The organism is Cupriavidus sp. WKF15 (assembly GCF_029278605.1).
Lineage (GTDB): Bacteria > Pseudomonadota > Gammaproteobacteria > Burkholderiales > Burkholderiaceae > Cupriavidus.
In genome coordinates this window covers 3,503,451-3,524,649 of record NZ_CP119572.1, presented here as the reverse complement: position 1 = coordinate 3,524,649, position 21,199 = coordinate 3,503,451, and the positions used below count along the sequence as shown (strand labels likewise).

Below are 21,199 nucleotides of genomic sequence, written 5' to 3'. Positions count from 1 at the left end.
GGGCATGCTGCGCGTTCGCACCGCCTTCATCGCGTGGCTGCTGGCCTTCGGCCTGATGGCCGGCGCCGGCAGCGCCGGCGCGCTGGAGGTCGGCGACACCGTGCGGCTGCCCGATGTGCGGACGCTCGATGGCCGCACCCTGAGCGCGGCATCGCTGGCCGGCAAGCCGCTGATCGTCGAAGTGTGGGCTTCATGGTGCCCGTTCTGCGCCCTGCAGAACCCGCGCCTGCAGAAGCTCCACGAACGCACGCGCGGCACGCCGCTGCAGGTGCTGACCATCAGCATCGACAAGGATCCGCGCGAGGCGACGGAGTACCTGCGCAAGCGCGGCTATACCTTCCCGGTTACCATGGATTCGCCGGCGCTGCGCAGTGCATTCAGCCCGCGCAAGGGCCTGCCCGAGCTGTACGTGATCGACGCGCGCGGCCGCGTGGTGCAAAAGGAAGTGGGCGAGATGCTCGACGACGAAGTCGCGGCGCTCGACCGTTACGCCAGGCCCTGAAGATTCCTTGCCGCGTGCGGACGCCCCTCCGTGCATGGCCAACTTGAAACGATGCCGGAACGCCCTTGCATGCGTGCGGGGGCCCAACCGGCACGCCGATTCCACAGGAAGAGACGAAGACATGAACCGACGCGAGTTCCTGCAGGTGCTGGCCATTGCCGGCGCCGGCGGCATGAGCTTCCCCGCCAGCGCGGCCCAGGCGGCGAAATCCGCCGAGGCCATGTACGACCTGCCGCGCTTCGGCAATGTCCACCTGCTGCATTTCACCGATTGCCATGCGCAGCTGCGGCCGGTGTATTTTCGCGAACCCAACGTCAACCTCGGCATCGGCGCCTATGCTGGCAAGCCGCCGCACCTGGTCGGCGACGCGTTGCTGCGCCACTATGGCATTCGCCCCGGCACGCCGCAGGCGCATGCGTTCACCTACCTCGATTTCACCGAGGCCGCGCAGCGCTATGGCCAGGTCGGCGGGTTTGCCCACCTGGCCACGCTGGTCAAGCGCATGAAGGCCAACCGGCCCGGCGCGCTGCTGCTCGACGGCGGCGACACCTGGCAGGGCTCCGCCACCGCTCTGTGGACCAAGGGACAGGACATGGTCGACGCGGCGCTGGCGCTCGGCGTCAACGTCATGACGCCGCACTGGGAAATGACGCTCGGCGCCGACCGCGTCAAGGAGATCGTCGAGAAGGACTTCAAGGACAAGGTCTCGTTCCTGGCGCAGAACATCAAGACCAACGACTTTGGCGACCCCGTCTTCGACCCGTACGTGATCCGCGACATCAACGGCGTGGCGGTGGCCATCATCGGCCAGGCTTTCCCGTACACGCCGATCGCCAACCCGCGCTACTTCGTGCCGGACTGGACCTTCGGCATCCAGGAAGAGAACCTGCAGCAAGTCATCGACGACGCGCGCAGCAAGGGCGCCCAGGTGGTCGTGCTGTTGTCGCACAACGGCATGGATGTGGATTTGAAGCTGGCCTCGCGCGTGCGCGGGCTCGACGCGATTCTGGGTGGCCACACCCATGACGGCATGCCGGCGCCTGTGCCGGTGAAGAACGCGGGGGGCACCACGCTGGTCACCAACGCCGGCTCCAATGGCAAGTTCCTCGGCGTGCTGGATTTTGACGTGAAGAACGGCAAGGTAACGGATTTCCGCTACCGCCTGCTGCCGGTGTTCGCCAACTACCTGCCGGCCGATCCGGCCATGGACGGGCTGATCAGGAAGGTCCGCGCGCCGTATGAGCAGAAGCTCGGCGAAGTGCTGGCCGTGAACCGCGGCCTGCTGTACCGGCGCGGCAATTTCAACGGCACCTTTGACCAGCTCATCCTGGACGGCCTGATGGAAGTGCAGGGCGCGCAGATCGCGTTCTCGCCGGGTTTCCGCTGGGGCACCACGCTGCTGCCGGGCGAGGCCATCACCATGGAGCACCTGATGGACCAGACCGCCATCACCTACCCGTACACCACGGTGACGGACATGAGCGGCGAGACCATCAAGACCATCCTCGAAGATGTGGCCGACAACCTGTTCAACCCGGACCCGTACTACCAGCAAGGCGGCGACATGGTGCGCGTGGGCGGCCTGCAGTACACCATCGACCCGAACGCCGGCATGGGCAAGCGCATCAGCGACATGCGCCTGAACGGCCAGCCGCTCGAAGCCGGCAGGACCTACAAAGTGGCCGGCTGGGCGCCCGTGGCCGAAGAAGCGCGCCAGACCGGCGGCGCACCGATCTGGGATGTCATGGCCCAGTGGCTGCGCGCCAGCAAGGAAGTCAGCGCCCGCCCGCTGAACCAGCCACGCGTGGTCGGCATGGAGCGCAACCCGGGCATGGCGGCCTGATGTTGCGCGGGATCATCACCCCGCGGGTACGGATTGAAGCGCCAAACGGAAGTAGGCTACAATCGTCCACGACGGGCCGATAGCTCAGCTGGGAGAGCGCTGCGTTCGCAATGCAGAGGTCGGGAGTTCGATCCTCCTTCGGTCCACCAGATACAAAAGGGCTCGGAATTCGTTCCGAGCCCTTTTTTTCGTCTGTCTTTTTTGGTTTGTCTTTTCATCCGGCGCATCCCGCGTCACGCCACCCGCGGCCCGCGCCGCGCCTTCATCGCCGAAGGCCGTACCTGTTGCAGCGCCCGCAACGACTGAAGCGCGTCTTCCACCGCCTCGATACCGTCGCGCAGCCGAGCCGTGGCATAGCCGAGGCGAGTTTGCGTATCGGGATCCGGTGCGGACAGATGCTCGAGCGCATCGACTTCCGCCTGCATCTGGCCGATCAGGCGGCGCAATTGGGATGTGCTATGCGAAGCAATCGACCGGATTGCCATGCGAACTCCTTGGACGTGGTCGTTGGGTGGGCGCGTAATTTGTACGGTAGTACGTCACAGCAAGATCGCCAGGGCTGTTACGTCTCCATACACGCATGTCGTCTCGCGCAAGCCACGGCGGCGGGCGGGTCAGTCCATGGCGGCGTGGGCCACGTCGGCCGAGACCTTGCGGGCGGGGTGCACCAGCAGGATCAGCGGCACGACCAGCAGCGTGGCAATGAACATCGCCTTGAAATCATTGAGGTAGGCGATCATTGACGCCTGCTGCGTGATGGCGTGGTTGAGTGCCAGCAGGTCGGCACGGGAGCCGCTCGCGACCATTGACTGCAGGTTCGGGTTGTAGACGCTGACATGCGCGGCCAGGTCGGCGTGCGCGACCTGCGTGTTGCGCGTCATCAGCGCCTGGATCACCGAGATGCCGATACTGCTGCCGATATTTCGCACCAGGCTGTAGGTAGCGGTGCCATCGGCACGCAGATCCGGCCGCAGCGTGGAGAACGTCAGCGCGCTGAGCGGCACGAACACCAGCCCCAGCCCGAAGCCCTGGATCACGCCGGGCCAGACGATGTCGGACATCGATAGCACGATGGTGTAGTGCATCATCTGCCACAGCGCGAACGCGGAAATCAGGAATCCCGACAGGAGCAGCAGCCGCGCGTCGAAGCGGCGCAGCAGGCGGCCCGCCAGCAGCATCGCCACCATGGTGCCGGCGCCGCTGGGCGCGGTGACGAGGCCGGTCGTGGCCACGGGATATTGCATCAGCCCCTGCAGCATCGGCGGCAACAGCGCCCGCGTCGCGTACATGACCGCGCCGATAACGAAGATAAAGCAGGTGCCGGTGGCGAAGTTGCGGTCCTTCAGCAGTTCATAGCGGAAGAACGACTTCGACCCCGCCGTGGCGGTGTGCACGAGGAAATAGGCAAAGCTGACCACCGCCAGCAGCGCCTCGATGCGAATCTCCAGCGAACTGAACCAGTCGAGCTGCTCGCCGCGGTCCAGCATGGCCTGCAGCGCGCCGATGGCCAGGCTCAGCGTGGCGAAGCCGAACGCGTCGAACCTGACCTCGCGGCGCGGTGCCCTGGCGGGCAGGAAGGACATGACCCCGAACATCGCAAACGCGCCGATCGGCACGTTGATGAAGAACACCCAGCGCCAGTTGTAGCTGTCGGTCAGCCAGCCGCCCAGCGTGGGGCCGAGGATCGGGCCGACCATCACGCCCATGCCCCACACGGCCATGGCTTGCCCCTGCCGTGCGGGCGGGTTGATATCGAGCAGGATGGACTGCGACAGCGGCACCAGCGAGGCCCCGAAAATACCCTGCAGCAGGCGCGCGGCCACCATCTGCGGCAACGTCTCGGCCAGGCCGCATAAGGCGGAGGCCATGGTGAAGCCGCCGATGGCGACCAGCAGCAGCTTTTTCACGCCAAGGCGGTCGGACAACCATCCGGTCAAAGGCGTGGCGATGGCCGCCGCCACGATGTACGAGGTCAGGACCCACGTGATCTCGTCCTGCGAGGCCGACAGCGTGCCCTGCATGTGCGGCAGCGCGACGTTGGCAATGGTGCTGTCCAGGGTCTGGATCAGCGTGGCCAGCATGATCGAGACCGTGATCATTGGCCGGTTCAGCGGCGTGTCGGTACCGGCCTGCTGGGCTAGGGAGGACATGGAAGGCGGGGGCTGTTTTATTGATAAGCGTGCTTATTATATGGCCAGGCCGTTCATGCGCGCGCTGTGTGTTCGTGAGCCGTGTGCCGGTCCATTCACTGTCAGGGTTCTTGGGCTATAGTCGCGCGATGGAATCGGAATCTGAAAAACGCCTGGGCTTCCTGGTGACCGACGTGGGCCGCTTGTGCGGCAAGCGCTTCGACGACCTGGCGAAGTCCACGCTGGACCTCACGCGCGCGCAGTGCCGCGCGCTCGTCTACCTTGCCCACCATGGCGAGATCAACCAGGCCAGCCTGGCCGACATCCTCGATGTGGCGCCAATCTCGGCGGGCCGGCTGCTCGACCGCATGGAAGAGGGCGGGTGGATCGCACGGCGGCCCAACCCGGACGACCGCCGTGAACGCCTGGTGCAGATGACCGCCAAGGCCCGCAAGGCACTGGATCAGGCGCGGCGGGTCGGCGACGAGATTGCCGCCGAAGCGCTACGCGGCTTTACGCCGCACGAGCATGAGCAACTGATCACCCTGCTGCAGCGTGTGCGTGCCAACCTGGTGGCCGCGGTGGAGCGCTGAACGGACATGCCACTTCAGGATCCTTCCATCAGCCGGTCAGCGGGCGCGCACGCCGATTACCTCGCCGGCCGGCGCAGCACGCTGGTCAGTGTCGCGGTCAATATCGCACTGACCCTGGCTCAAGCCGCGGCCGGCCTGTGGGCCGGCTCGCAGGCGCTGATTGCCGATGCTCTGCACTCGCTGTCGGACCTGGTGTCGGACTTCGTGGTCCTGCTGGCCGGGCACCACGGCCGCAAGGACCCCGATTCCGACCACCAGTACGGCCACCGCCGCTATGAAACCGCTGCCTCGCTGGTGTTGGGCTGCCTTCTGCTCGCGGTGGGGCTCGGCATGTTGTGGGCGGCGGTCGGCAAGATCCAGCATCCGCAGGGCGCGCAGGCGGTCAAGCCAATCGCGCTATGGGTGGCCATGGTGGCGCTGTTGTCCAAGGAACTGCTGTTCCGCTACATGCTGGCCATCGCCAAGCGCGTGCGCTCCGGCATGCTGGTGGCCAACGCCTGGCACGCGCGTTCGGACGCCGCGTCGTCGCTCGTCGTGGCGCTCGGCGTCGGCGGCAACCTGCTTGGCTATCACGTGCTGGATCCCGTCGCGGCCATCGTGGTTGGCCTGATGGTCGCGCGCATGGGCTGGAAGTTCGGCTGGGATGCGCTCAGCGACCTGATGGACCGCGCCGCCGATGCCGAGACGGTCGCGGCCATCCGGCAGACCATGCTGGAAACGCCGGGCGTGCTCGGGGTGCACGACCTGCGCACGCGCAAGATGGGCGACCAGGTACTGGTCGACGTGCATCTCGATGTCGACGCGAACCTGACCGTCGCCGAAGGCCACGCCATCGCGGCCGAGGCGCACCGGCGCACCTTGGCCAGCCATCACGTGCTGAACGTGATGACGCACGTCGATCCGGTATACACCTCCGCGGCGGCGGCCAGCCGCTGAGCGGCGCTGTGGATATCCTGACCGTCCATTGGGGATAACTGTGCGGGAAAGCTGTGATACCGCGGGGGATGTGCTGTGGGCCGTATACGTACAAGCTGCGTGAGCTGTCGCGGACGTATACCGAAGGTCGCGGATATCCCGGTACAACCTACGCCATGCCATGTGGTTGTCTTTCCTGCAACCCGCTGATCCCAAAGGAAAAAAACCGGTTATCCACGACCGCGGGCGACGTTTACCTACTACTACTATTTATGTATACGTAAACAGTCTTAAGAAAAATCACTAGGTTGTTCCGCCTCGACGAAACGTATACCAGCATGGCCCGTTCGCCGGCTCGTATACCTGAGGCCGGCCGCCTTAGCGCGGCACCTTGAACGCCTTGCGCGCGCGCAACGCTTCGGCCCGGGCCCAGCAGCCATCCTGGTGGTCGTTGACCAGCCCCATCGCCTGCATCAGCGCGTACATCGTGGTCGGGCCAACGAAGCGCCAGCCGCGCCGCTTCAGGTCCTTTGACAGCGCCGCCGACTCCGGCGAGGTCGCCATGGTGCGCAGGACTTCCGGTGTCAGCACCTTGGGCCGGCTGGCAGGGTCGGGCTCGTAGCGCCAGAAGTAGGCCGCCAGCGACGACTCGGTTTCCAGCAGCTCCGCCGCCCGCTGGGCATTGTTGATGGCGGCTTCGATCTTGCCCCGGTGCCGCACGATGCCGGCATCGCCGAGCAGGCGCTGAATGTCGCGCTCGCCGAAGCGGGCCACCTTCTCGATGTCGAAATTGGCAAACGCCTTGCGGAAGGCCTCGCGCTTGCGCAGGATGGTCAGCCAGCTCAGCCCGGCCTGGAAGCCTTCCAGGCAAAGCTTCTCGAACAGGCGCCGGTCATCGCCGACCGGATAGCCCCATTCGTTGTCGTGGTAGTGGCAGTAGTCTTCGAGCGTGCCGCACCAGCCGCAGCGCACGCGTTCCGCGGCGGCTTCCTGTTTGCTTGTCATGCGTGCCTTTCCATGGCCCGTGGTTTGTCATGGCCGGCGGCGCGCTTGCGCGGTGCCGGCATCAGCCGGTGATCATGCACCGGACCCGCCGTTTGCGGAAGGCAGGAATCGGACATGCGAATCCTGCCGCAGCCGGCGGGGACGGCTCAGAAGCTTGCCGCAAGCCCCAGCGACACGCCCGAGACATTGTTGCCGAACACATACCGCACCACCGCCCGGATCCGCGTGACGAAGACCTCATGCGCGCTGGTGTCCAGTTCCAGCCCGGTGCCGAGCGTGGTCAGGTAGTTGAAGCCGAGCACGCCGGCCTGGCTGCCGAGATAGTGCGAATGGGACAGTTCGAGCACATAGCGTACAGGCCGGTCCAGCGCGCGCCAGCCGGTCGGGGCGCGCCAGCGGGCATACAGGTTGGCGGTCTGCGCGGTCGCGGTGCCGGTGACCCCCGCGGACGAGCCACCGAAGCTCTGCAAGTGGATATTGGTGTAGCGCAATTCCAGGTCGATCTCGTGGGTCTCGCGGTAGTGCTCCCAGTCGAGCATCACCGAGCCGCCCAGGCCGTAGGCATTGAGCGAGCCGTGCTCGAGGAAGTTGATGCTGGCATCGGTGTTGCGCTCGATCACGAGCTCGCCCACCCTCAGGTCGCTGGAGACATTGCCGAGCGAGGCATTGAAGATCGGCCGGAACACCAGTTCCTTGTTTTCGGTCAGCGGGAAGTCCCAGCCGACGCCGATGGTGCCGGAAAACGTGTTCCATTTGACCGGCAGGGGGCGGGAGTCGGCGCCGCTGGAGGCGACGAAGGTCGGGTCGTAGCGGCTGTAGGCGATCGCCCCTTCCAGGTAGAGCGGGAACGACTTGCTCCAGGTGAAGCCGCCACCAAGCTGTGTCATGTAGACGCCGGGGTTGTCAGTGGTCGCGTTGTTGATCGACAACGAACTGGAAGCCAGGTCCGGCACGACCGAGTACGACATCAGCGTGAGCACGCCGTTGGCATGCTTCTGCACATTGGTGCCGATGATCCGGAACCCGTTCGAACCCTGTGCCTGTGCCCGTGCCTGCCCCGGCAACAGCCAGAGCGCACCCGATAGGGCCAGACAGGCCGGCAGGGCAGCCGCGGCCCTGCGAAATTGCTGGATTGCGGACATTCGAAGTGCCGGATAGGGTTCCGAATCCGGCGCGCATGATGCGCGCGCCGCACCGGTGATGCATTCTAGCTAGGGATGGTGCCCGCCGCATGGCATCGGCGCCCATGCACGAATCTTTTCAGATCACCGATGACAAGTCTTGCATACGGGGCACCGCGACTAACCTGCGTGATGGTGGCCCTGCGGGGGCGATGATGCCGGGTCCGCCTCGGACACCGGCGGCCGCGTGGCGCGCCTGCACGACAGCCACAGCAGCGCGGCGCTGGCCAGCCAGCCAGCCACGAAGACCGTATCTCCGGCATGGTTGAGCCAGTAGGTGGCGCCCGGCGTGCCGAACAGGGCGGCCAGGACGGCGGCCGGCAAGCGGGCGAGGATCCACAGCGCGACAGCCGGGGCGCTCGCGTACGCCCCGGCTCGCCACCAGTGCGCGGGAATCGAGGCTGGCCGCCTGTGACGGGGCGGGAGGCGCTGTACCACGAGAATCTCCACTTGCCGGGGGCGCTTGCTGAAGACCGCCGGGCGCCCCGTAGGCATCGTATGCGATTCCCGCTGCGCGCAGGCACAAGGAGCCATGCGCTGTGTGGGCCACCCCACGCTGGCCGCGGAACGGCCATTCAAGTTTTTTGCACGAACTGTCCGCAAATCCGATCCGCAGGGCTGCGCCTTCTTTGTCAAACTACCTGCAACCCACGAAATCCTTTGAAGGTGAGTGCCATGCTTCCCTCGATCTATGTCTCACACGGTTCGCCGATGCTGGCGATCGACCCGGGTCCGACCGGGGCCATCTTCGACGCGCTGGGCGAAAGCCTGCGCGCGCAGCGGCCGCGCGCCGTGCTGGTGGTGTCGGCGCACTGGATCTACAGCACGCTGGCAGTCAGCACGCGTGAACGGCAGGAAGCGTGGCACGACTTCGGCGGTTTTCCGCGCGAACTCTACGCGCTGCGCTATGACGCGCCGGGCTCGCCCGAGCTGGCTGCGCGCGTCAAGGCGCTGGTCGAGGCCGCTCACGTTCCGGGCGCCGGCTTTGTCGGCTTTGACGAAGAACGCCCGCTGGACCATGGGGCCTGGATGCCGATGCGGCACTTTTTCCCGGATGCCGACATCCCCGTGGTGCAGCTGGCGCTGAACCCGTACCTGTCTCCGGCGGTCCAGATCGAGATCGGCCGCGCGCTGGCGCCGCTGCGCGCCGAAGGCGTGCTGGTGCTCGCATCGGGCAGTTTCACGCACAACCTGCAGGAAGTGTTTGGCAGCGGCCGGCGCGTCCAGCACGGCGCGGCCACCGAGCCGTATGTCGATGCCTTCCGCGGCTGGATGCTCGGCGCGCTCGACGAGGCGCTGGCAACGGGCGATACCAGCCGCATTGCCGACTACCGTGCCCAGGCGCCGCACGCGCGCCGCGCGCACCCGACCGACGAGCACCTGTTGCCGTTCTACGTGGCGCTGGGCGCGGCGCTGGGCCCGCGCGAGGCCGGCCATGCGCAGGCACCAGCGGAGGTGGCGCGGGTCGCCGACGAAGTGACTTACGGCGTGCTGGCCATGGACACCTTTGTGTTCAACGGCCTGGGAGCCGGTGCGCAGCCGCCCGTGCGCGCGGCCGCCTGAGGGCTATCCCCTGCGCGCAGGCGGGTATCAGCCGGGCGCGCGCAGCAGGCCGCGCCGGTGCAGCGCGAACGCGAACGACAGCAGCGCGGCCAGCGCGAGCGCCGTCATGGTCCAGAGCATCAGCCAGTAGCCGCCGGCGGCGCGCCAGAGCAGGGCGCCCAGCCACGGCGCGGCGGCCTGCATCAGCAGCACCGGCGTCATCATCAGGCCGTTGAGCGTGGCGTAGTGATGGCGCGAGATCAGTTCCGGCATGGCCATCGCGCGCAGCATGGTATTGACGCCATTGGCGCAGCCGTAGAGCACCGCCGCGACCATCAGCCAGGCGCCGTGCCCGAGCGCCATGCACAGCAGGCCCGTGCTCATCAGCGCATAGACGGGCAGGGCAAGGCGTACCGGGTGCCGCACCGCGGCGCGCATCATCAGCAAGCGGCCCGCCACCTGCGCCGGGCCGATCAGCGCCGCGACCACGAGCTGCTGGCCCAGCGGCAGGCCTTTCTCGGTCAGCATCGGAATCAGGTGCGCACCAAGCAGCGACGCCACCATGATCGTTGCCGTGAAGGCCAGCACGACCGCCCAGAACACCGGCTGGCGCAGCGTGGCGCGGGCGATGCCCTGGCTGGCGGCGTCGCCCGCAGGCAGCGGCGAGGCCGGCTGGACGGCCGCATAGCTGGGGTGCAGCGCGTAGCGCAGGCGCGCGTGCAGCGGCGCGCAGACCAGCAGGTTGAGCGCGGCAAAGCCCAGCAGCGTGGGGCGCCAGCCAATATGCAGCACCAGCCATTGCGCCAGCGGCACGAAGATCGTGCTCGCAAAGCCGGCCATCAGCGTGACCGTGACGATTGGCTTCTGGTAGCCGTCTCCGTATGCCTGGCGCAATACCACGAAGGCAGGTTCATAGAGCGTGGTGGACATGGCCAGGCCCAGCGGCACCCACATCAGCAGGAACATGGCCGGGGAGGGCGACCAGGCCCATAGCAACAGCCCGGCGCCAGCCAGCAGCGAACCCGCGCCCATCACGCGGCGCGCCGGCACGCGGTCGAGCCGCCGGCCCACGCCGAACGAGCACAGCGCCCACACCAGCAGGCCGAGCGAAAAGCCGCCGGCCAGGAAGGGCTTGGAGTAGCCCAGCGCGCGGGTCATGGGCTCGATGAAGACCGTGAAGGCGAAGTACAGCGTGCCCCAAGAGATGGTCTCGGTCAGGCCAAGGGTCCAGACCAGCCGGCGTGGCGGCATCGGCGGCATTGGCGGCGCAGGCGGGTTGCCGGTGTCGGCAGGAACGGAGGGCGTGGCGGATTCCGCGTCGGGCGTGGCGTCGGTTCGGGTCATGGCGCGCCCGGCGCATGCGGGACGGCGCGGCGGGCTAAGCGGAAATTGTAGCGACCACGGGCGCGTCGTGGTGACGCTCAGGCACTTTCGGCCGGCCCCTTGAGTTCGACCACATTGCCATCCGGATCCTTCAGATACAGCGACGGCCCCTTGCCTTCGGCGCCGAAGCGCTGCTCCACCGCGCCGGCCTCCACGCCGTGGCGTGCCAGTCCGGCACGCACGGCGTCGGCATCGAACGGGTCGATGCGCAGGCAGAAGTGGTCGAGATTGCGGCCCTGCGCACCGGGGCCCGCGCCGCCGGCGAGGCCGAGCGGGCCGTCCAGCGAGACCAGGTCGATCAGTCCGCTGCCGGCGCGCAATTGCGTCAGTCCAAAGGCCGGTTGCTCGCGTTCCACGCTGCAGCCGAGGACATCCACGTAGAAGCGCCGCAGCCGCTCCACGTCGGCGGTGCGCAGCACCAGGTGGTCGATACCGAGGATGCGGAACATGTCAGGCTCCCGGCACGGCGCTCAATGGTGCAGGCCGTCGTAGTCGATGATCTTCAGCGCGTCCAGGTCGACGTTGTCCAGGCAGCGCACATTGATCCCCGTCGTTGGCCGGCCGTCCTTGTCCTGGCCTTCCGCATAGGGCCCGCAGCCGCATACCGGGCAGAAGCGGTGCGCGATCTTCATGGTGTTGAAGCGGTACGTGGAAGCGTTCGCTTCCGGCGTGGCCAACTTGAACTGCGCGCGCGACACGAACCACAGCAGGTGCCCGCGCCGGCGGCAGATCGAGCAGTTGCAGCGGATCACGCTGGGGATGTTGTCGGCCTCCACCTCGAAGGCGATGGCGCCGCAATGACAGCTGCCCTGGAATGTCATGTCGTCTCCTTGTGGTCGGATCTGCTGCAGGGCCTATTGATCGGGAATCAGCCGCTTGCCCAGGCTGACCACCGCATCCGGCGCGTACCCGAGCTTGTTGTAGAAATCGATTACGACGTCGTTGCCGGCGCGCACCTGCAGGTTGATCTTGGGACAGCCGCGCTCGATCAGCAGTTGCTCGGCATGCGCCATCAGCATGCGTCCGCAGCCCTTGCCCTGGTGCGCGGGATCGACGGCCACATAGTAGACCCAGCCGCGGTGTCCGTCGAAGCCCACCATCGCGGACGCCATCGGCGCTCCGGACACTTCGCCCACCAGGAACAGTTCAGGCTGTGCGGTGAGCTTGCGGGCAATGTCGCGGTACGGGTCATTCCATGGACGCGTGAGGCCGCAGGCCTGCCACAGCGCAACGATGGCTTCAGCATCTTCTTCGCGGAACGAACGGATCAGCATGCAGGGATGGTGCGTCGCATCAATCGGCGCATTGTTCAGTATTTGACAGTGTAGCCGCGCGGCCGATGCCACAATGCCCCCAGACCATCCAGACGACAGGCAACCCCACCGCCAAGGAGACCAGCATGAGCGACACCCACGTGCCCGCGCACGCCACTTTCAGCCACATGGAACATGGCACCCGTGAAGACTGGGCCGCCATCTCGGCAGAGTTCATGCCGTTCGCAAAAGCTTTGCCGGACCGCGTACTGGCGCACCTGCGCCTGCTCGAAGGCGATTGCGGCGGCTTTCCCGTGGACCGCCTCACGCACTCGCTGCAGACCGCCACGCTCGCGCACCGCGACGGCCGCGACGAGGAATACGTGGTGTGTGCATTGCTGCATGACATCGGCGACACGCTGGGCAGCTACAACCATCCCGATATCGCCGCCGCCATCCTCAAGCCTTTCGTCAGCGCCGAAAACCTGTGGATGGTCGAGAAGCACGGTGTCTTCCAGGGCTATTACTTCTTCCACCACCTGGGACTGGACCGCAACCTGCGCGAGCAATTCCGCGACCAGCCGGAACTGTTCGAGCGTACCGCGGAGTTTTGCCAGAAATATGACGCGGCCGCGTTCATGACCGACTATGACACGTTGCCGCTGTCGTTCTTCGAGCCGATGGTGCGACGCGTGCTGTCCCACCCGCGCAACTCGATGTATGTGAAGCCAGGCGAGAAGGAGCTGGCCAAGGCGTAACGCTGGCGACTGGCAGCGCGGCAGGCGCTGCCAGTCCGGCTTCTTAAGCTACGCGCTGCGCCGTCTCCGGATGGCGGAACTGCTCCAGCAGCTTCGCCCAGCGCGTACGTACCGCCTTCAGGTTGTTGTCCTTCACATGGCCGAAACCGCGGATGTCGTCCGGCAGGTTGGCCAGCGCAACGGCGGTGTCGTAGTTGGCCGCATTCAGGCCGGCGCTCAGCGTATCGAGCAGCGCACGGTATTCGCCGATCAGCGCGCGTTCAGTGCGGCGTTCCTCGGTCCGGCCGAAGATGTCGAACATGCCGCCACGCAGTCCTTTCATCTTCGCCAGCACGCGGAACAGCGCCATTGTCGACGGACCGAACTTGCGCTTGACCAGTTGCCCCTTGTCGTCGCGTTTGGCGGTCGCCGGAGGCGCCAGCCAGAAGTTGAGCTGGTAGTCCTTGCCGGGCTCGCCTTCGAACTGCGCGCGCAGCTTGTCCAGGAAGGCCGGGTCGGTGTACAGGCGCGCGACCTCGTACTCGTCCTTGTAGGCCATCAGCTTGGCCAGGTTGCGTGCAGCGGCTTCCGTGAGCGGCAGCGGCTTGCCGCTGCCCGCCAGCGCGCTTTCGGCTGCGCGCACGCGGTCGACGGCTTCGCGGTAGGTACGTGCGTAGGCCGCATCCTGGTAGGCGGTCAGGTGCTCCATCCGGCGAGCGATCAGCCTTTCCAGCAGCGCGCCCGATGACGTTGGCAGCTTCACTACCTCAGCGCCTTCGGCGGATGTCTTCAGCTTGCCGGTCAGCGACAGCACGTGCTCCGGGTCATGCGCCATGTGGCGGCCCCAGTCGAACGCGGCCTTGTTCTTTTCCACGGCCACGCCGTTGAGTTCGATCGCACGTTCCAGCGCCTGTAGCGTCAGCGGGATCCATCCCTTCTGCCAGGCATAGCCGAGCACCAGCGGGTTCGTATAGATGGCGTCGCCAAGCAACGCCACGGCCAGGCCGCTCGCATTGATGAAGTCGCACTGGGCGCCGACGGCGTTGCGGATGTCCTGCTCGGCCGACAGGCCCGGAAACTGCCACTTCGGGTTCTTGATGAACTCGGCGGTCGGGGTCTGCGACGTGTTCACCACCGCACGCGTGCGGCCCGACTGCGTCTTCGAGATGACTTCGTCGTTGGCCGAGACGATCGCGTCGCAGCCGATGATCAGGTCCGCCTCGCCCATGGCGATGCGTGTCGCATGCAGGTCCTCGGGGCGCATCGCGAGCTGCACGTGCGACAGCACCGCGCCGCCTTTCTGCGCCAGGCCCGCCATGTCGAGCACGGTGACGCCCTTGTTCTCCAGATGCGCGGCCATGCCGAGCAGGCCACCGATGGTTACCACGCCCGTGCCGCCCACGCCGGTCACCAGGATGCCGTAGGCGCGGCGGATCTCGGGCAATGCAGGCTCAGGCAGTGCCGGCAGGCTGTCCATCGCTACGCCATGCTGTTCGGGCTTGCGCACCTGTGCGCCTTCAGCCGTGACAAAGCTCGGGCAGAAGCCGTTCAGGCATGAGAAGTCCTTGTTGCACGACGACTGGTTGATCTGGCGCTTGGTGCCGAACTCGGTTTCCAGTGGTTCCACCGACAGGCAGTTTGACTTGACCGAGCAGTCGCCACAGCCTTCGCAAACCGCATCGTTGATGAAGGCGCGGCGCTGCGGGTCTTCCATCGTGCCGCGCTTGCGGCGGCGGCGCTTCTCGGTGGCGCAGGTCTGGTCGTAGATCAGGATCGTGCAGCCGGGCACCTCGCGCAGTTCGCGCTGGATCGTGTCGAGCTGGTCGCGATGGTGGACGGTGATGCCCTCGGGCAGCCTGATCGCCGCGTTGTACTTCTCCGGCTGGTCCGTGACGATGACGATCTTCTTCGCGCCTTCGCTGTGGACCTGCCAGGCGATGTCCTGCACCGACAGCTGGCCGTCCACCGGCTGGCCGCCCGTCATGGCCACCGCGTCGTTGTAGAGGATCTTGTAGGTGATGTTGACGCCGGCGGAGATCGACGCGCGGATCGCCAGCAGCCCCGAGTGGAAGTAGGTGCCGTCACCGAGGTTGGCAAACACATGCTTGTCGCCTGCGAATGGCGCCTGGCCGATCCACGCCACGCCTTCGCCGCCCATCTGGCTGAAGGTGCTGGTATTGCGGTCCATCCACACCGTCATGTAGTGGCAGCCGATGCCGGCCAGCGCGCGCGAGCCCTCGGGCACGTTGGTCGAGGTATTGTGCGGGCAGCCCGAGCAGAACCAGGGCTTGCGCTCCGCGGTCACGCGCGGCGTGGCCAGCGCCTTTTCCTTGGCCTCGATGATCGCCAGGCGCGCGGCGATCCGTGCGCGCACGTCCACGGGCAGGTCGAACTTCTCGAGCCGCGTGGCGATGGCCTTGGCGATGATGGCCGGCGACAGCTCGTAGTGCGCCGGCAGCAGCCAGTTGTTCTGCGGGATCGACCATTCGCCGCCCGCGTTGTCCTTCTCGTCGAACTTGCCGTAGACCTTGGGGCGCACATCGTCGCGCCAGTTGTACAGCTCTTCCTTGAGCGCGTACTCCATGATCTGGCGCTTCTCTTCGACCACTAGGATTTCCTGCAGGCCTTCGGCAAACGCCCGCGCGCCGTGCGCTTCGAGCGGCCACACGCAGCCGACCTTGTACAGGCGGATACCGATCTGCGCGCAGGTGGCATCGTCCAGGCCCAGGTCGGACAGCGCCTGGCGCGTATCCAGGTAGGCCTTGCCGCCGGTCATGATGCCGAAGCGCGCGTGCGGCGAATCGATCTCGATTCGGTCGATCTTGTTGGCGCGCACGTAGGCCAGGCCGGCATACCACTTGTAGTCGAGCAGCCGCGCTTCCTGTTCCAGCGGCGGATCGGGCCAGCGGATATTGAGGCCGCCCGGCGGCAGCGCGAAGTCGTCAGGCAGCACGATCTGCACGCGATGCGGATCGAGTTCCACCGAGGCGGACGATTCCACCACGTCGGTGACGCACTTCATCGCCACCCACAGTCCCGAATAGCGGCTCATGGCCCAGCCATGCAGGCCGTAGTCCAGGTATTCCTGCACGTTCGACGGATACAGCACCGGCAGGCCGCAGGCCTTGAAGATGTGTTCCGACTGGTGCGCGAGCGTCGAGGACTTGGCCGAATGGTCGTCACCCGCGAGCACCAGCACGCCGCCGTGGCGCGACGAGCCCGCCGAGTTCGCGTGCTTGAAGACGTCGCCGGTGCGGTCCACACCCGGCCCCTTGCCGTACCACATGCCGAACACGCCGTCGAACTTCGCGTCCGGGTACATATTGACCTGCTGCGAGCCCCATACCGACGTGGCGGCAAGGTCCTCGTTCAGGCCGGCCTGGAACACGATGTTGTGTGCGGCGAGGTGCTTCTTGGCTTTCCACAGCTGTTGGTCCAGCGCACCCAGCGGCGACCCGCGATAGCCGGAGATGAAGCCGGCCGTGTTCAGGCCGGCGGCGTGGTCGCGCTCCTGCTGCAGCATTGGCAGGCGTACCAGCGCCTGCGTGCCGCTGATGTAGATGCGGCCACGCTCAAGCGTGTATTTGTCGTCGAGGGAAACGTTAGCGAGCGCGCGGCGGATGGCGTCGCTGACCGGCGTGGTCAGGGGGGCATTCATAGGTGCTCCTCTATGGGGGTGTGTGGTCGGGATCACCGACTCCTACATTCATGGGGCGACCGTCCTGAGCCTCTTGTGAAGGCATCGACCGGTCGTGTCTCTGCGCGGCATGGTAGCACCGCTGAAAATGCCGCGGCACCTTGCAATGCAGCAAAATCCACACCCGGCCGGACCGGAGTTTCCCGTATGGACAGGGCTTCGCGTGTACACTGCGATGCATCCAACGCGCCGCCCGCATGCACTACGATGTGGCTGAAGGCGCCCCTGCCACCGACCAGCGCGCGCCGGCCTGGTGCAACCCTCCACCCGGCAACATGGCCGGGAACCTCCTCCGAGCAGGACAGAACATGAGCAACTCCCCCCGCCAGGGCACCGCAACCCTGGCTGTACTGATCGACGCCGACAACGCGGCGCCCGCCATCATCGAAGGCCTGCTGGCTGAAGTCGCGAAATATGGCGTGGCCGCCGTCAAGCGCATCTACGGCGACTGGACCAAGCCCAACCTGTCGGGATGGAAGGAGTGCCTGCTGTCGCACTCGATCCAGCCGATCCAGCAGTTCCGCTACACGGTTGGTAAGAATGCGACCGACAGCGCGATGATCATCGACGCGATGGATCTGCTGTACACGGAACGCTTCGACGGCTTCTGTCTGGTGTCGAGCGACAGTGACTTCACGCGCCTGGCATCGCGCATCCGCGAGCAGGGGCTGACTGTCTATGGCTTTGGCGAGCGCAAGACGCCCAAGCCGTTTGTGACAGCGTGCGACAAGTTCATCTATTCCGACGTGCTGCGCGCCGAAACCGAGGTGGATGAGGCGGCCCCGCCGCCGCGTCGCCGCAATACCGGCGAACTGCGCCAGGATTCGCGCCTGGTGCGGCTGCTGCAGAGTGCGTCGCAGGCGGTGTCGGATGAAGACGGCTGGTCGACGCTCGGCGGCATGGGCAACCACATCGCCAAGCAGGCGCCGGAGTTCGATTCGCGCAACTATGGCTACGGCAAGCTTTCGGAGCTGGTTGTGGCCACCGGGCTGTTCGAGGTCGAGACGCGCAATGGCGGCAACAACAAGACCATCTGGGTGCGGTTGAAGAAGCGAGGCAAGGGCGGGCAGGAGGGAGATGGCCGCGGTGGCGCGGGCCAGCGTCAGCCAGAGAAGCAGCAAGCTCAGCCGCAGGCGACGCCGCCAATGTCACAGCCCGAGAGTCGCCGGCCGGCGCCCCAGCCGGAAGTCGTGGCGGCACCGGTCGTCGACCCCGTAGCGGAGCCCGTGCCGGCGGCCGTGGAGATTCCCGCGGTACCCGAGGCCGTACCTGAACCTGCGCCCGTGCCGGAGGCGGAAGCGCCTCAGGCAACGGTGGCCGTGGATGTGGTTCCGGACGAGCCGGCCGCTCCGGCCGCCAGGAAGACCCGCAAGCGGGCTCCGCGGCGTCCCGAAGTGGCGCTCAGCGAGAAGCCCTGGCCGATCGACCAGTCCGTGTTTGCCGCGCCCGGCGATACGGTGCTGACCGCGCAGGTGCAGGAGGCGTTTGAAGGGTTTGCCGAGGCGCCGGCGCCAATTGAGGAAGAGGCCAAGCCGGCAAGAAGGACGCGCAGGAAGGCGAAGGCTTAAGGGATTCGCGGGATTCGCCGGAGGCGTTGTGCCTGGCCGGGCGGTGAAACCGCCACGCCAGCCAGGCACGACGACCGGCCAGTTCTCTTCATCTCACCAACTGATTGATCTCGATAATCGGCATCAATACCGCCAGCACGATCATCAGCACTACCCCGCCCATCGCCAGAATCAACAAGGGCTCCAGCAGGCTGGTAAGAAACAGCGTGCGGCGCTCCAGCTCCTGCGCCTCACCCTGTGCAGCGCGGTCGAGCATCGTCGGCAGATTGCCGGTGGCCTCCCCAGACCGGATCAGGTGCACCAGCACCGGTGGAAACTGGTTCTGCGCGGCCAGCGCCCGCGCCAGCGACGCGCCTTCCCGCACCCGCGTGTTCGCATCCTCCACATTGGCCCGCAGCGCCTCATTGGTCAGCGTCTCGCCCGCCGCCTGCAGGCTGCGCAGGATTGGAACCCCCGCCGACACCAGAATCGCCAGCGTGCCCGCGAAGCGCGCGGTGTTGTAGCCGCGGATCAGCTTGCCGAACAGCGGCGCGGTCAGCAGCCAGCGGTGCCATTCCAGCCGCACGGCGGGCTGCTTGAGCACGCTGCGAATGATCGCGGCGACGATGGCGATCACGCCCAGCGCCGCCCACCACCAGTTCCGCACGAAATCCGACAGCGCCAGCATGATGATGGTCAGCGTCGGCAGCTTCTGCTTGGTGTTGGCGAACACGCTGACGACCTGCGGCACGACATACGACAGCAGGAAGATGACGATCGCGAATGCCACCACCGTGACGATGGCCGGGTACGTGAACGCCAGCCGGATCTTCGACGTCAACGCATTGCGCGATTCGATGTAGCCGGCCAGCCGCTCCAGCACCAGCCCGAGGTGGCCCGAGTGCTCGCCGGCGGAAACCAGGGCGCGGTAGATGTCCGGGAAATCACGCGGATGCTGGGCCAGCGCCACGGACAGCGCGCTGCCGCCCATCACCTCGGCGCGGATGCCGGCCAGCAGTTCGTGCACATAGGGACGCTCGGCCTGGTCGGCCAGCGCGCCGAGCGCTTCGTCCAGCGGCAGTCCGGAGACGATCAGGCTGGCGAGCTGACGCGTGAACAGCGCCTGCTCCTGGCTCGACAGCCGGCGCGTGAACAGCTGCGCGCCGCTGCGCGGCGCCTGCCCGGCACCGGCGAGCGGGTCGACCGTCAGCGGCGTGAGCCCGCGTGCGCGCAGCTGCGTGCGCGCCTGCCGCGCGCTGTCGGCCTCGATGACGCCGCGGTCGGTCTTGCCGAGGGCGTCGGCGGCTTCGTAGCGGAAGGCGGGCATGGCGGCGTTCCGTCAGTCGCGCGTGACGCGCAGGACTTCTTCCAGGGACGTGGCGCCGCCGTCGATCCAGCGCTGCGCATCGCCGCGCATGGTCTGCATGCCATGCGCCAGCGCCACCTGCTTGATCTCAGATTCGGGCTGCTGGCGGTGGATCATGGTGCGGATCTCGTCGTTGACGGTCAGCAGTTCGTACACGCCCATGCGGCCCTGGTAGCCGGAGTTGCCGCACTTGTCGCAACCGGCTGCATGCCAGAGATGCTGCAGCGGCCGGCCCTGCGCCTGCAGGGTCGCGGCTTCGCCGGCGGTAACCTCGATGACTTCCTCGCGTTTGCAATGCGGGCACAGGCGCCGTACCAGCCGCTGCGCCAGCACGCCGAGCAGCGACGACGACAGCAGGAACGGTTCGATGCCCATGTCCACCAGCCGCGTGATCGCCGAGGCCGAATCGTTGGTGTGCAGCGTGGCCAGCACCAGGTGGCCGGTCAGCGACGCCTGCACCGCGATCTGCGCGGTCTCAAGGTCGCGGATTTCGCCGATCATCACCACGTCCGGATCCTGGCGCAGGATCGCGCGCAGGGCCTTGGCGAAGGTCATGTCGATGCGCGGGTTGACCTGGGTCTGGCCGATGCCGTCCAGGTCGTACTCGATCGGGTCCTCGACCGTCATGATGTTGGTGGTGCGCGCGTCCAGCCGCGACAGCGCCGCGTACAGCGTGGTGGTCTTGCCCGAGCCGGTCGGCCCGGTGACCAGCACGATGCCGTGCGGCTGGCGGATCAGGTCGTCGAAGCCGCCCAGCGTGCGCGGCGACATGCCGAGCCTGGCCAGGTCCAGGCGGCCCGCTTCCTTGTCGAGCAGACGCAGCACGGCGCGCTCGCCGTGGCCGGTAGGCAGCGTGGACACGCGTACATCGACGGGCCGGCCACCCACGCGCAGCGTGATGCGGCCGTCCTGCGGCAGGCGTTTTTCCGCGATGTCGAGCTGCGCCATGATCTTGATGCGGGAAATCAGCGCGCCATGCAGCGCCTTCTTGGGCCGCACCACGTCGCGCAGCGTGCCATCCACGCGGAAGCGCACCACCGACGCCGACTCGAACGGCTCGATGTGGATATCCGACGCGCCCTCGCGCGCGGCCTGCGTGAGCAGCGCGTTGATCATGCGGATGATCGGCGCATCGTCCTCGGACTCGAGCAGGTCTTCCACGGCGGGAATGTCCTGCATCAGGCGCGACAGGTCGACTTCGCCTTCCACTTCGCCCACCACCTGGGCGGCGCTGCCGTCCTGGCGGTTGTAGGCGTCGGACATGGCGCGCTCCAGCGCTTCGGGCTCGAGCACCCGCAGGCGCAGCGCGCCATGCACGCGCGCCACTTCAGCGAGCGCCGCGGGCGAGGTGGCGCGGCTGACCCAGACTTCGAGGCCGTCGGCGCGCTGGTGTGCGATCAGCAGCGGCGCTTCACGGGCGAAGCTGTATGGGACCAGTCGCGCCGCCATCGGCGACGGCGGCTCCTGGGTATCGGGTGCGGCTTGGACTTCGCTTGCCATGGTGTC

The 21,199-nt window shown here is 66.8% G+C and carries 19 protein-coding genes and 1 tRNA gene; 8 read left to right on the top strand and 12 right to left on the bottom strand.

Going from position 1 to position 21,199, the window contains the following annotated elements; all coding sequences use genetic code 11:
- Nucleotides 1-55 precede the first annotated feature (55 nt).
- The 3 genes from CupriaWKF_RS16415 to CupriaWKF_RS16405 all read left to right on the top strand — a co-directional run bounded on the left by CupriaWKF_RS16415 (nucleotide 56) and on the right by CupriaWKF_RS16405 (nucleotide 2,494).
- Nucleotides 56-502, top strand: coding sequence for a TlpA disulfide reductase family protein (locus CupriaWKF_RS16415; RefSeq protein WP_276100847.1), 447 nt, complete (start codon nucleotides 56-58; stop codon nucleotides 500-502).
- Nucleotides 503-623: 121 nt separating this feature from the next.
- Complete coding sequence (gene soxB / locus CupriaWKF_RS16410) at nucleotides 624-2,345, top strand: thiosulfohydrolase SoxB (protein ID WP_276098848.1); 1,722 nt, start codon at nucleotides 624-626, stop codon at nucleotides 2,343-2,345.
- A gap of 73 nt (nucleotides 2,346-2,418) precedes the next feature.
- A tRNA-Ala gene (locus CupriaWKF_RS16405) sits at nucleotides 2,419-2,494 on the top strand.
- Between the two features lie 84 nt (nucleotides 2,495-2,578).
- On the opposite strand, the gene CupriaWKF_RS16400 is transcribed toward CupriaWKF_RS16405, so the two are convergent.
- Both CupriaWKF_RS16400 and CupriaWKF_RS16395 read right to left on the bottom strand, forming a co-directional pair.
- Nucleotides 2,579-2,791, bottom strand: coding sequence for a hypothetical protein (locus CupriaWKF_RS16400; protein ID WP_276098847.1), 213 nt, complete (start codon nucleotides 2,789-2,791; stop codon nucleotides 2,579-2,581).
- Between the two features lie 168 nt (nucleotides 2,792-2,959).
- Nucleotides 2,960-4,495, bottom strand: coding sequence for a DHA2 family efflux MFS transporter permease subunit (locus CupriaWKF_RS16395; protein WP_276098846.1), 1,536 nt, complete (start codon nucleotides 4,493-4,495; stop codon nucleotides 2,960-2,962).
- A 128-nt stretch (nucleotides 4,496-4,623) separates the two neighbouring features.
- Here CupriaWKF_RS16395 and CupriaWKF_RS16390 point away from each other — a divergent pair, with 128 nt between their 5' ends.
- Together CupriaWKF_RS16390 and CupriaWKF_RS16385 are read left to right on the top strand one after the other, a co-directional pair.
- Entirely contained in the window at nucleotides 4,624-5,067 is a 444-nt protein-coding gene (locus CupriaWKF_RS16390; protein ID WP_276098845.1) for a MarR family transcriptional regulator, read from the top strand.
- A 6-nt stretch (nucleotides 5,068-5,073) separates the two neighbouring features.
- Nucleotides 5,074-6,003, top strand: coding sequence for a cation diffusion facilitator family transporter (locus tag CupriaWKF_RS16385; protein WP_276098844.1), 930 nt, complete (start codon nucleotides 5,074-5,076; stop codon nucleotides 6,001-6,003).
- Nucleotides 6,004-6,360: 357 nt separating this feature from the next.
- Here CupriaWKF_RS16385 and CupriaWKF_RS16380 read toward each other — a convergent pair whose 3' ends face one another.
- From CupriaWKF_RS16380 to CupriaWKF_RS16370, 3 genes are all read right to left on the bottom strand, one after another.
- Complete coding sequence (locus CupriaWKF_RS16380) at nucleotides 6,361-6,987, bottom strand: DNA-3-methyladenine glycosylase I (RefSeq protein WP_276098843.1); 627 nt, start codon at nucleotides 6,985-6,987, stop codon at nucleotides 6,361-6,363.
- A 146-nt stretch (nucleotides 6,988-7,133) separates the two neighbouring features.
- Nucleotides 7,134-8,129 carry a hypothetical protein gene (locus CupriaWKF_RS16375; RefSeq protein WP_276098842.1) on the bottom strand — a complete coding sequence of 332 codons (996 nt, stop codon included), beginning with the start codon at nucleotides 8,127-8,129 and terminating at the stop codon, nucleotides 7,134-7,136.
- A 159-nt stretch (nucleotides 8,130-8,288) separates the two neighbouring features.
- Nucleotides 8,289-8,606, bottom strand: coding sequence for a hypothetical protein (locus tag CupriaWKF_RS16370; protein WP_276098841.1), 318 nt, complete (start codon nucleotides 8,604-8,606; stop codon nucleotides 8,289-8,291).
- Between the two features lie 237 nt (nucleotides 8,607-8,843).
- Between CupriaWKF_RS16370 and CupriaWKF_RS16365 the strand changes: the two genes are divergently transcribed.
- A complete protein-coding gene (locus tag CupriaWKF_RS16365) occupies nucleotides 8,844-9,731 on the top strand; it encodes a class III extradiol ring-cleavage dioxygenase (protein WP_276098840.1) in 888 nt (295 codons plus the stop codon).
- Between the two features lie 27 nt (nucleotides 9,732-9,758).
- Here CupriaWKF_RS16365 and CupriaWKF_RS16360 read toward each other — a convergent pair whose 3' ends face one another.
- From CupriaWKF_RS16360 to CupriaWKF_RS16345, 4 genes are all read right to left on the bottom strand, one after another.
- Nucleotides 9,759-11,054: an MFS transporter gene (locus tag CupriaWKF_RS16360; RefSeq protein ID WP_276098839.1), complete on the bottom strand. Its 1,296-nt coding sequence runs from the start codon at nucleotides 11,052-11,054 to the stop codon at nucleotides 9,759-9,761.
- A gap of 77 nt (nucleotides 11,055-11,131) precedes the next feature.
- Nucleotides 11,132-11,542 (bottom strand): VOC family protein, encoded by a 411-nt coding sequence (locus tag CupriaWKF_RS16355; protein WP_276098838.1) that lies wholly within the window; start codon nucleotides 11,540-11,542, stop codon nucleotides 11,132-11,134.
- A gap of 21 nt (nucleotides 11,543-11,563) precedes the next feature.
- Nucleotides 11,564-11,914 (bottom strand): GFA family protein, encoded by a 351-nt coding sequence (locus CupriaWKF_RS16350; RefSeq protein ID WP_276098837.1) that lies wholly within the window; start codon nucleotides 11,912-11,914, stop codon nucleotides 11,564-11,566.
- A gap of 33 nt (nucleotides 11,915-11,947) precedes the next feature.
- Nucleotides 11,948-12,367 (bottom strand): GNAT family acetyltransferase, encoded by a 420-nt coding sequence (locus CupriaWKF_RS16345; protein ID WP_276098836.1) that lies wholly within the window; start codon nucleotides 12,365-12,367, stop codon nucleotides 11,948-11,950.
- Nucleotides 12,368-12,492: 125 nt separating this feature from the next.
- Here CupriaWKF_RS16345 and CupriaWKF_RS16340 point away from each other — a divergent pair, with 125 nt between their 5' ends.
- Nucleotides 12,493-13,104, top strand: a complete 612-nt coding sequence (locus tag CupriaWKF_RS16340) for an HD domain-containing protein (protein WP_276098835.1) — start codon at nucleotides 12,493-12,495, stop codon at nucleotides 13,102-13,104.
- 43 nt (nucleotides 13,105-13,147) lie between these two features.
- Here the strand turns inward: CupriaWKF_RS16340 and CupriaWKF_RS16335 are convergent, their stop codons facing one another.
- On the bottom strand, nucleotides 13,148-16,741 hold the full coding sequence (locus tag CupriaWKF_RS16335) for an indolepyruvate ferredoxin oxidoreductase family protein (RefSeq protein ID WP_276098834.1): 3,594 nt from the start codon (nucleotides 16,739-16,741) through the stop codon (nucleotides 13,148-13,150).
- Nucleotides 16,742-17,088: 347 nt separating this feature from the next.
- Here CupriaWKF_RS16335 and CupriaWKF_RS16330 point away from each other — a divergent pair, with 347 nt between their 5' ends.
- The gene (locus CupriaWKF_RS16330) at nucleotides 17,089-18,348 is read left to right on the top strand and encodes an NYN domain-containing protein (RefSeq protein WP_276098833.1); all 1,260 of its coding nucleotides are present in this window, start codon (nucleotides 17,089-17,091) and stop codon (nucleotides 18,346-18,348) included.
- Between the two features lie 88 nt (nucleotides 18,349-18,436).
- Here CupriaWKF_RS16330 and gspF read toward each other — a convergent pair whose 3' ends face one another.
- Both gspF and gspE read right to left on the bottom strand, forming a co-directional pair.
- Nucleotides 18,437-19,654, bottom strand: coding sequence for a type II secretion system inner membrane protein GspF (gspF, locus tag CupriaWKF_RS16325; protein WP_276098832.1), 1,218 nt, complete (start codon nucleotides 19,652-19,654; stop codon nucleotides 18,437-18,439).
- A 12-nt stretch (nucleotides 19,655-19,666) separates the two neighbouring features.
- Nucleotides 19,667-21,193: a type II secretion system ATPase GspE gene (gene gspE, locus CupriaWKF_RS16320; protein ID WP_276098831.1), complete on the bottom strand. Its 1,527-nt coding sequence runs from the start codon at nucleotides 21,191-21,193 to the stop codon at nucleotides 19,667-19,669.
- Nucleotides 21,194-21,199: the final 6 nt, after the last annotated feature.

What these genes read in the sequence shown, in the direction of transcription:
- CupriaWKF_RS16415 (WP_276100847.1), top strand. Translation starts at nt 56, where the DNA reads ATGGCCGGCGCCGGCAGCGCCGGCGCGCTGGAGGTCGGCGACACCGTG.
- soxB (WP_276098848.1), top strand. Translation starts at nt 624, where the DNA reads ATGAACCGACGCGAGTTCCTGCAGGTGCTGGCCATTGCCGGCGCCGGC.
- CupriaWKF_RS16395 (WP_276098846.1), bottom strand. Translation starts at nt 4,495, where the DNA reads ATGTCCTCCCTAGCCCAGCAGGCCGGTACCGACACGCCGCTGAACCGG.
- CupriaWKF_RS16390 (WP_276098845.1), top strand. Translation starts at nt 4,624, where the DNA reads ATGGAATCGGAATCTGAAAAACGCCTGGGCTTCCTGGTGACCGACGTG.
- CupriaWKF_RS16385 (WP_276098844.1), top strand. Translation starts at nt 5,074, where the DNA reads ATGCCACTTCAGGATCCTTCCATCAGCCGGTCAGCGGGCGCGCACGCC.
- CupriaWKF_RS16380 (WP_276098843.1), bottom strand. Translation starts at nt 6,987, where the DNA reads ATGACAAGCAAACAGGAAGCCGCCGCGGAACGCGTGCGCTGCGGCTGG.
- CupriaWKF_RS16375 (WP_276098842.1), bottom strand. Translation starts at nt 8,129, where the DNA reads ATGTCCGCAATCCAGCAATTTCGCAGGGCCGCGGCTGCCCTGCCGGCC.
- CupriaWKF_RS16365 (WP_276098840.1), top strand. Translation starts at nt 8,844, where the DNA reads ATGCTTCCCTCGATCTATGTCTCACACGGTTCGCCGATGCTGGCGATC.
- CupriaWKF_RS16360 (WP_276098839.1), bottom strand. Translation starts at nt 11,054, where the DNA reads ATGACCCGAACCGACGCCACGCCCGACGCGGAATCCGCCACGCCCTCC.
- CupriaWKF_RS16355 (WP_276098838.1), bottom strand. Translation starts at nt 11,542, where the DNA reads ATGTTCCGCATCCTCGGTATCGACCACCTGGTGCTGCGCACCGCCGAC.
- CupriaWKF_RS16350 (WP_276098837.1), bottom strand. Translation starts at nt 11,914, where the DNA reads ATGACATTCCAGGGCAGCTGTCATTGCGGCGCCATCGCCTTCGAGGTG.
- CupriaWKF_RS16345 (WP_276098836.1), bottom strand. Translation starts at nt 12,367, where the DNA reads ATGCTGATCCGTTCGTTCCGCGAAGAAGATGCTGAAGCCATCGTTGCG.
- CupriaWKF_RS16340 (WP_276098835.1), top strand. Translation starts at nt 12,493, where the DNA reads ATGAGCGACACCCACGTGCCCGCGCACGCCACTTTCAGCCACATGGAA.
- CupriaWKF_RS16335 (WP_276098834.1), bottom strand. Translation starts at nt 16,741, where the DNA reads ATGAATGCCCCCCTGACCACGCCGGTCAGCGACGCCATCCGCCGCGCG.
- CupriaWKF_RS16330 (WP_276098833.1), top strand. Translation starts at nt 17,089, where the DNA reads ATGAGCAACTCCCCCCGCCAGGGCACCGCAACCCTGGCTGTACTGATC.
- gspF (WP_276098832.1), bottom strand. Translation starts at nt 19,654, where the DNA reads ATGCCCGCCTTCCGCTACGAAGCCGCCGACGCCCTCGGCAAGACCGAC.
- gspE (WP_276098831.1), bottom strand. Translation starts at nt 21,193, where the DNA reads ATGGCAAGCGAAGTCCAAGCCGCACCCGATACCCAGGAGCCGCCGTCG.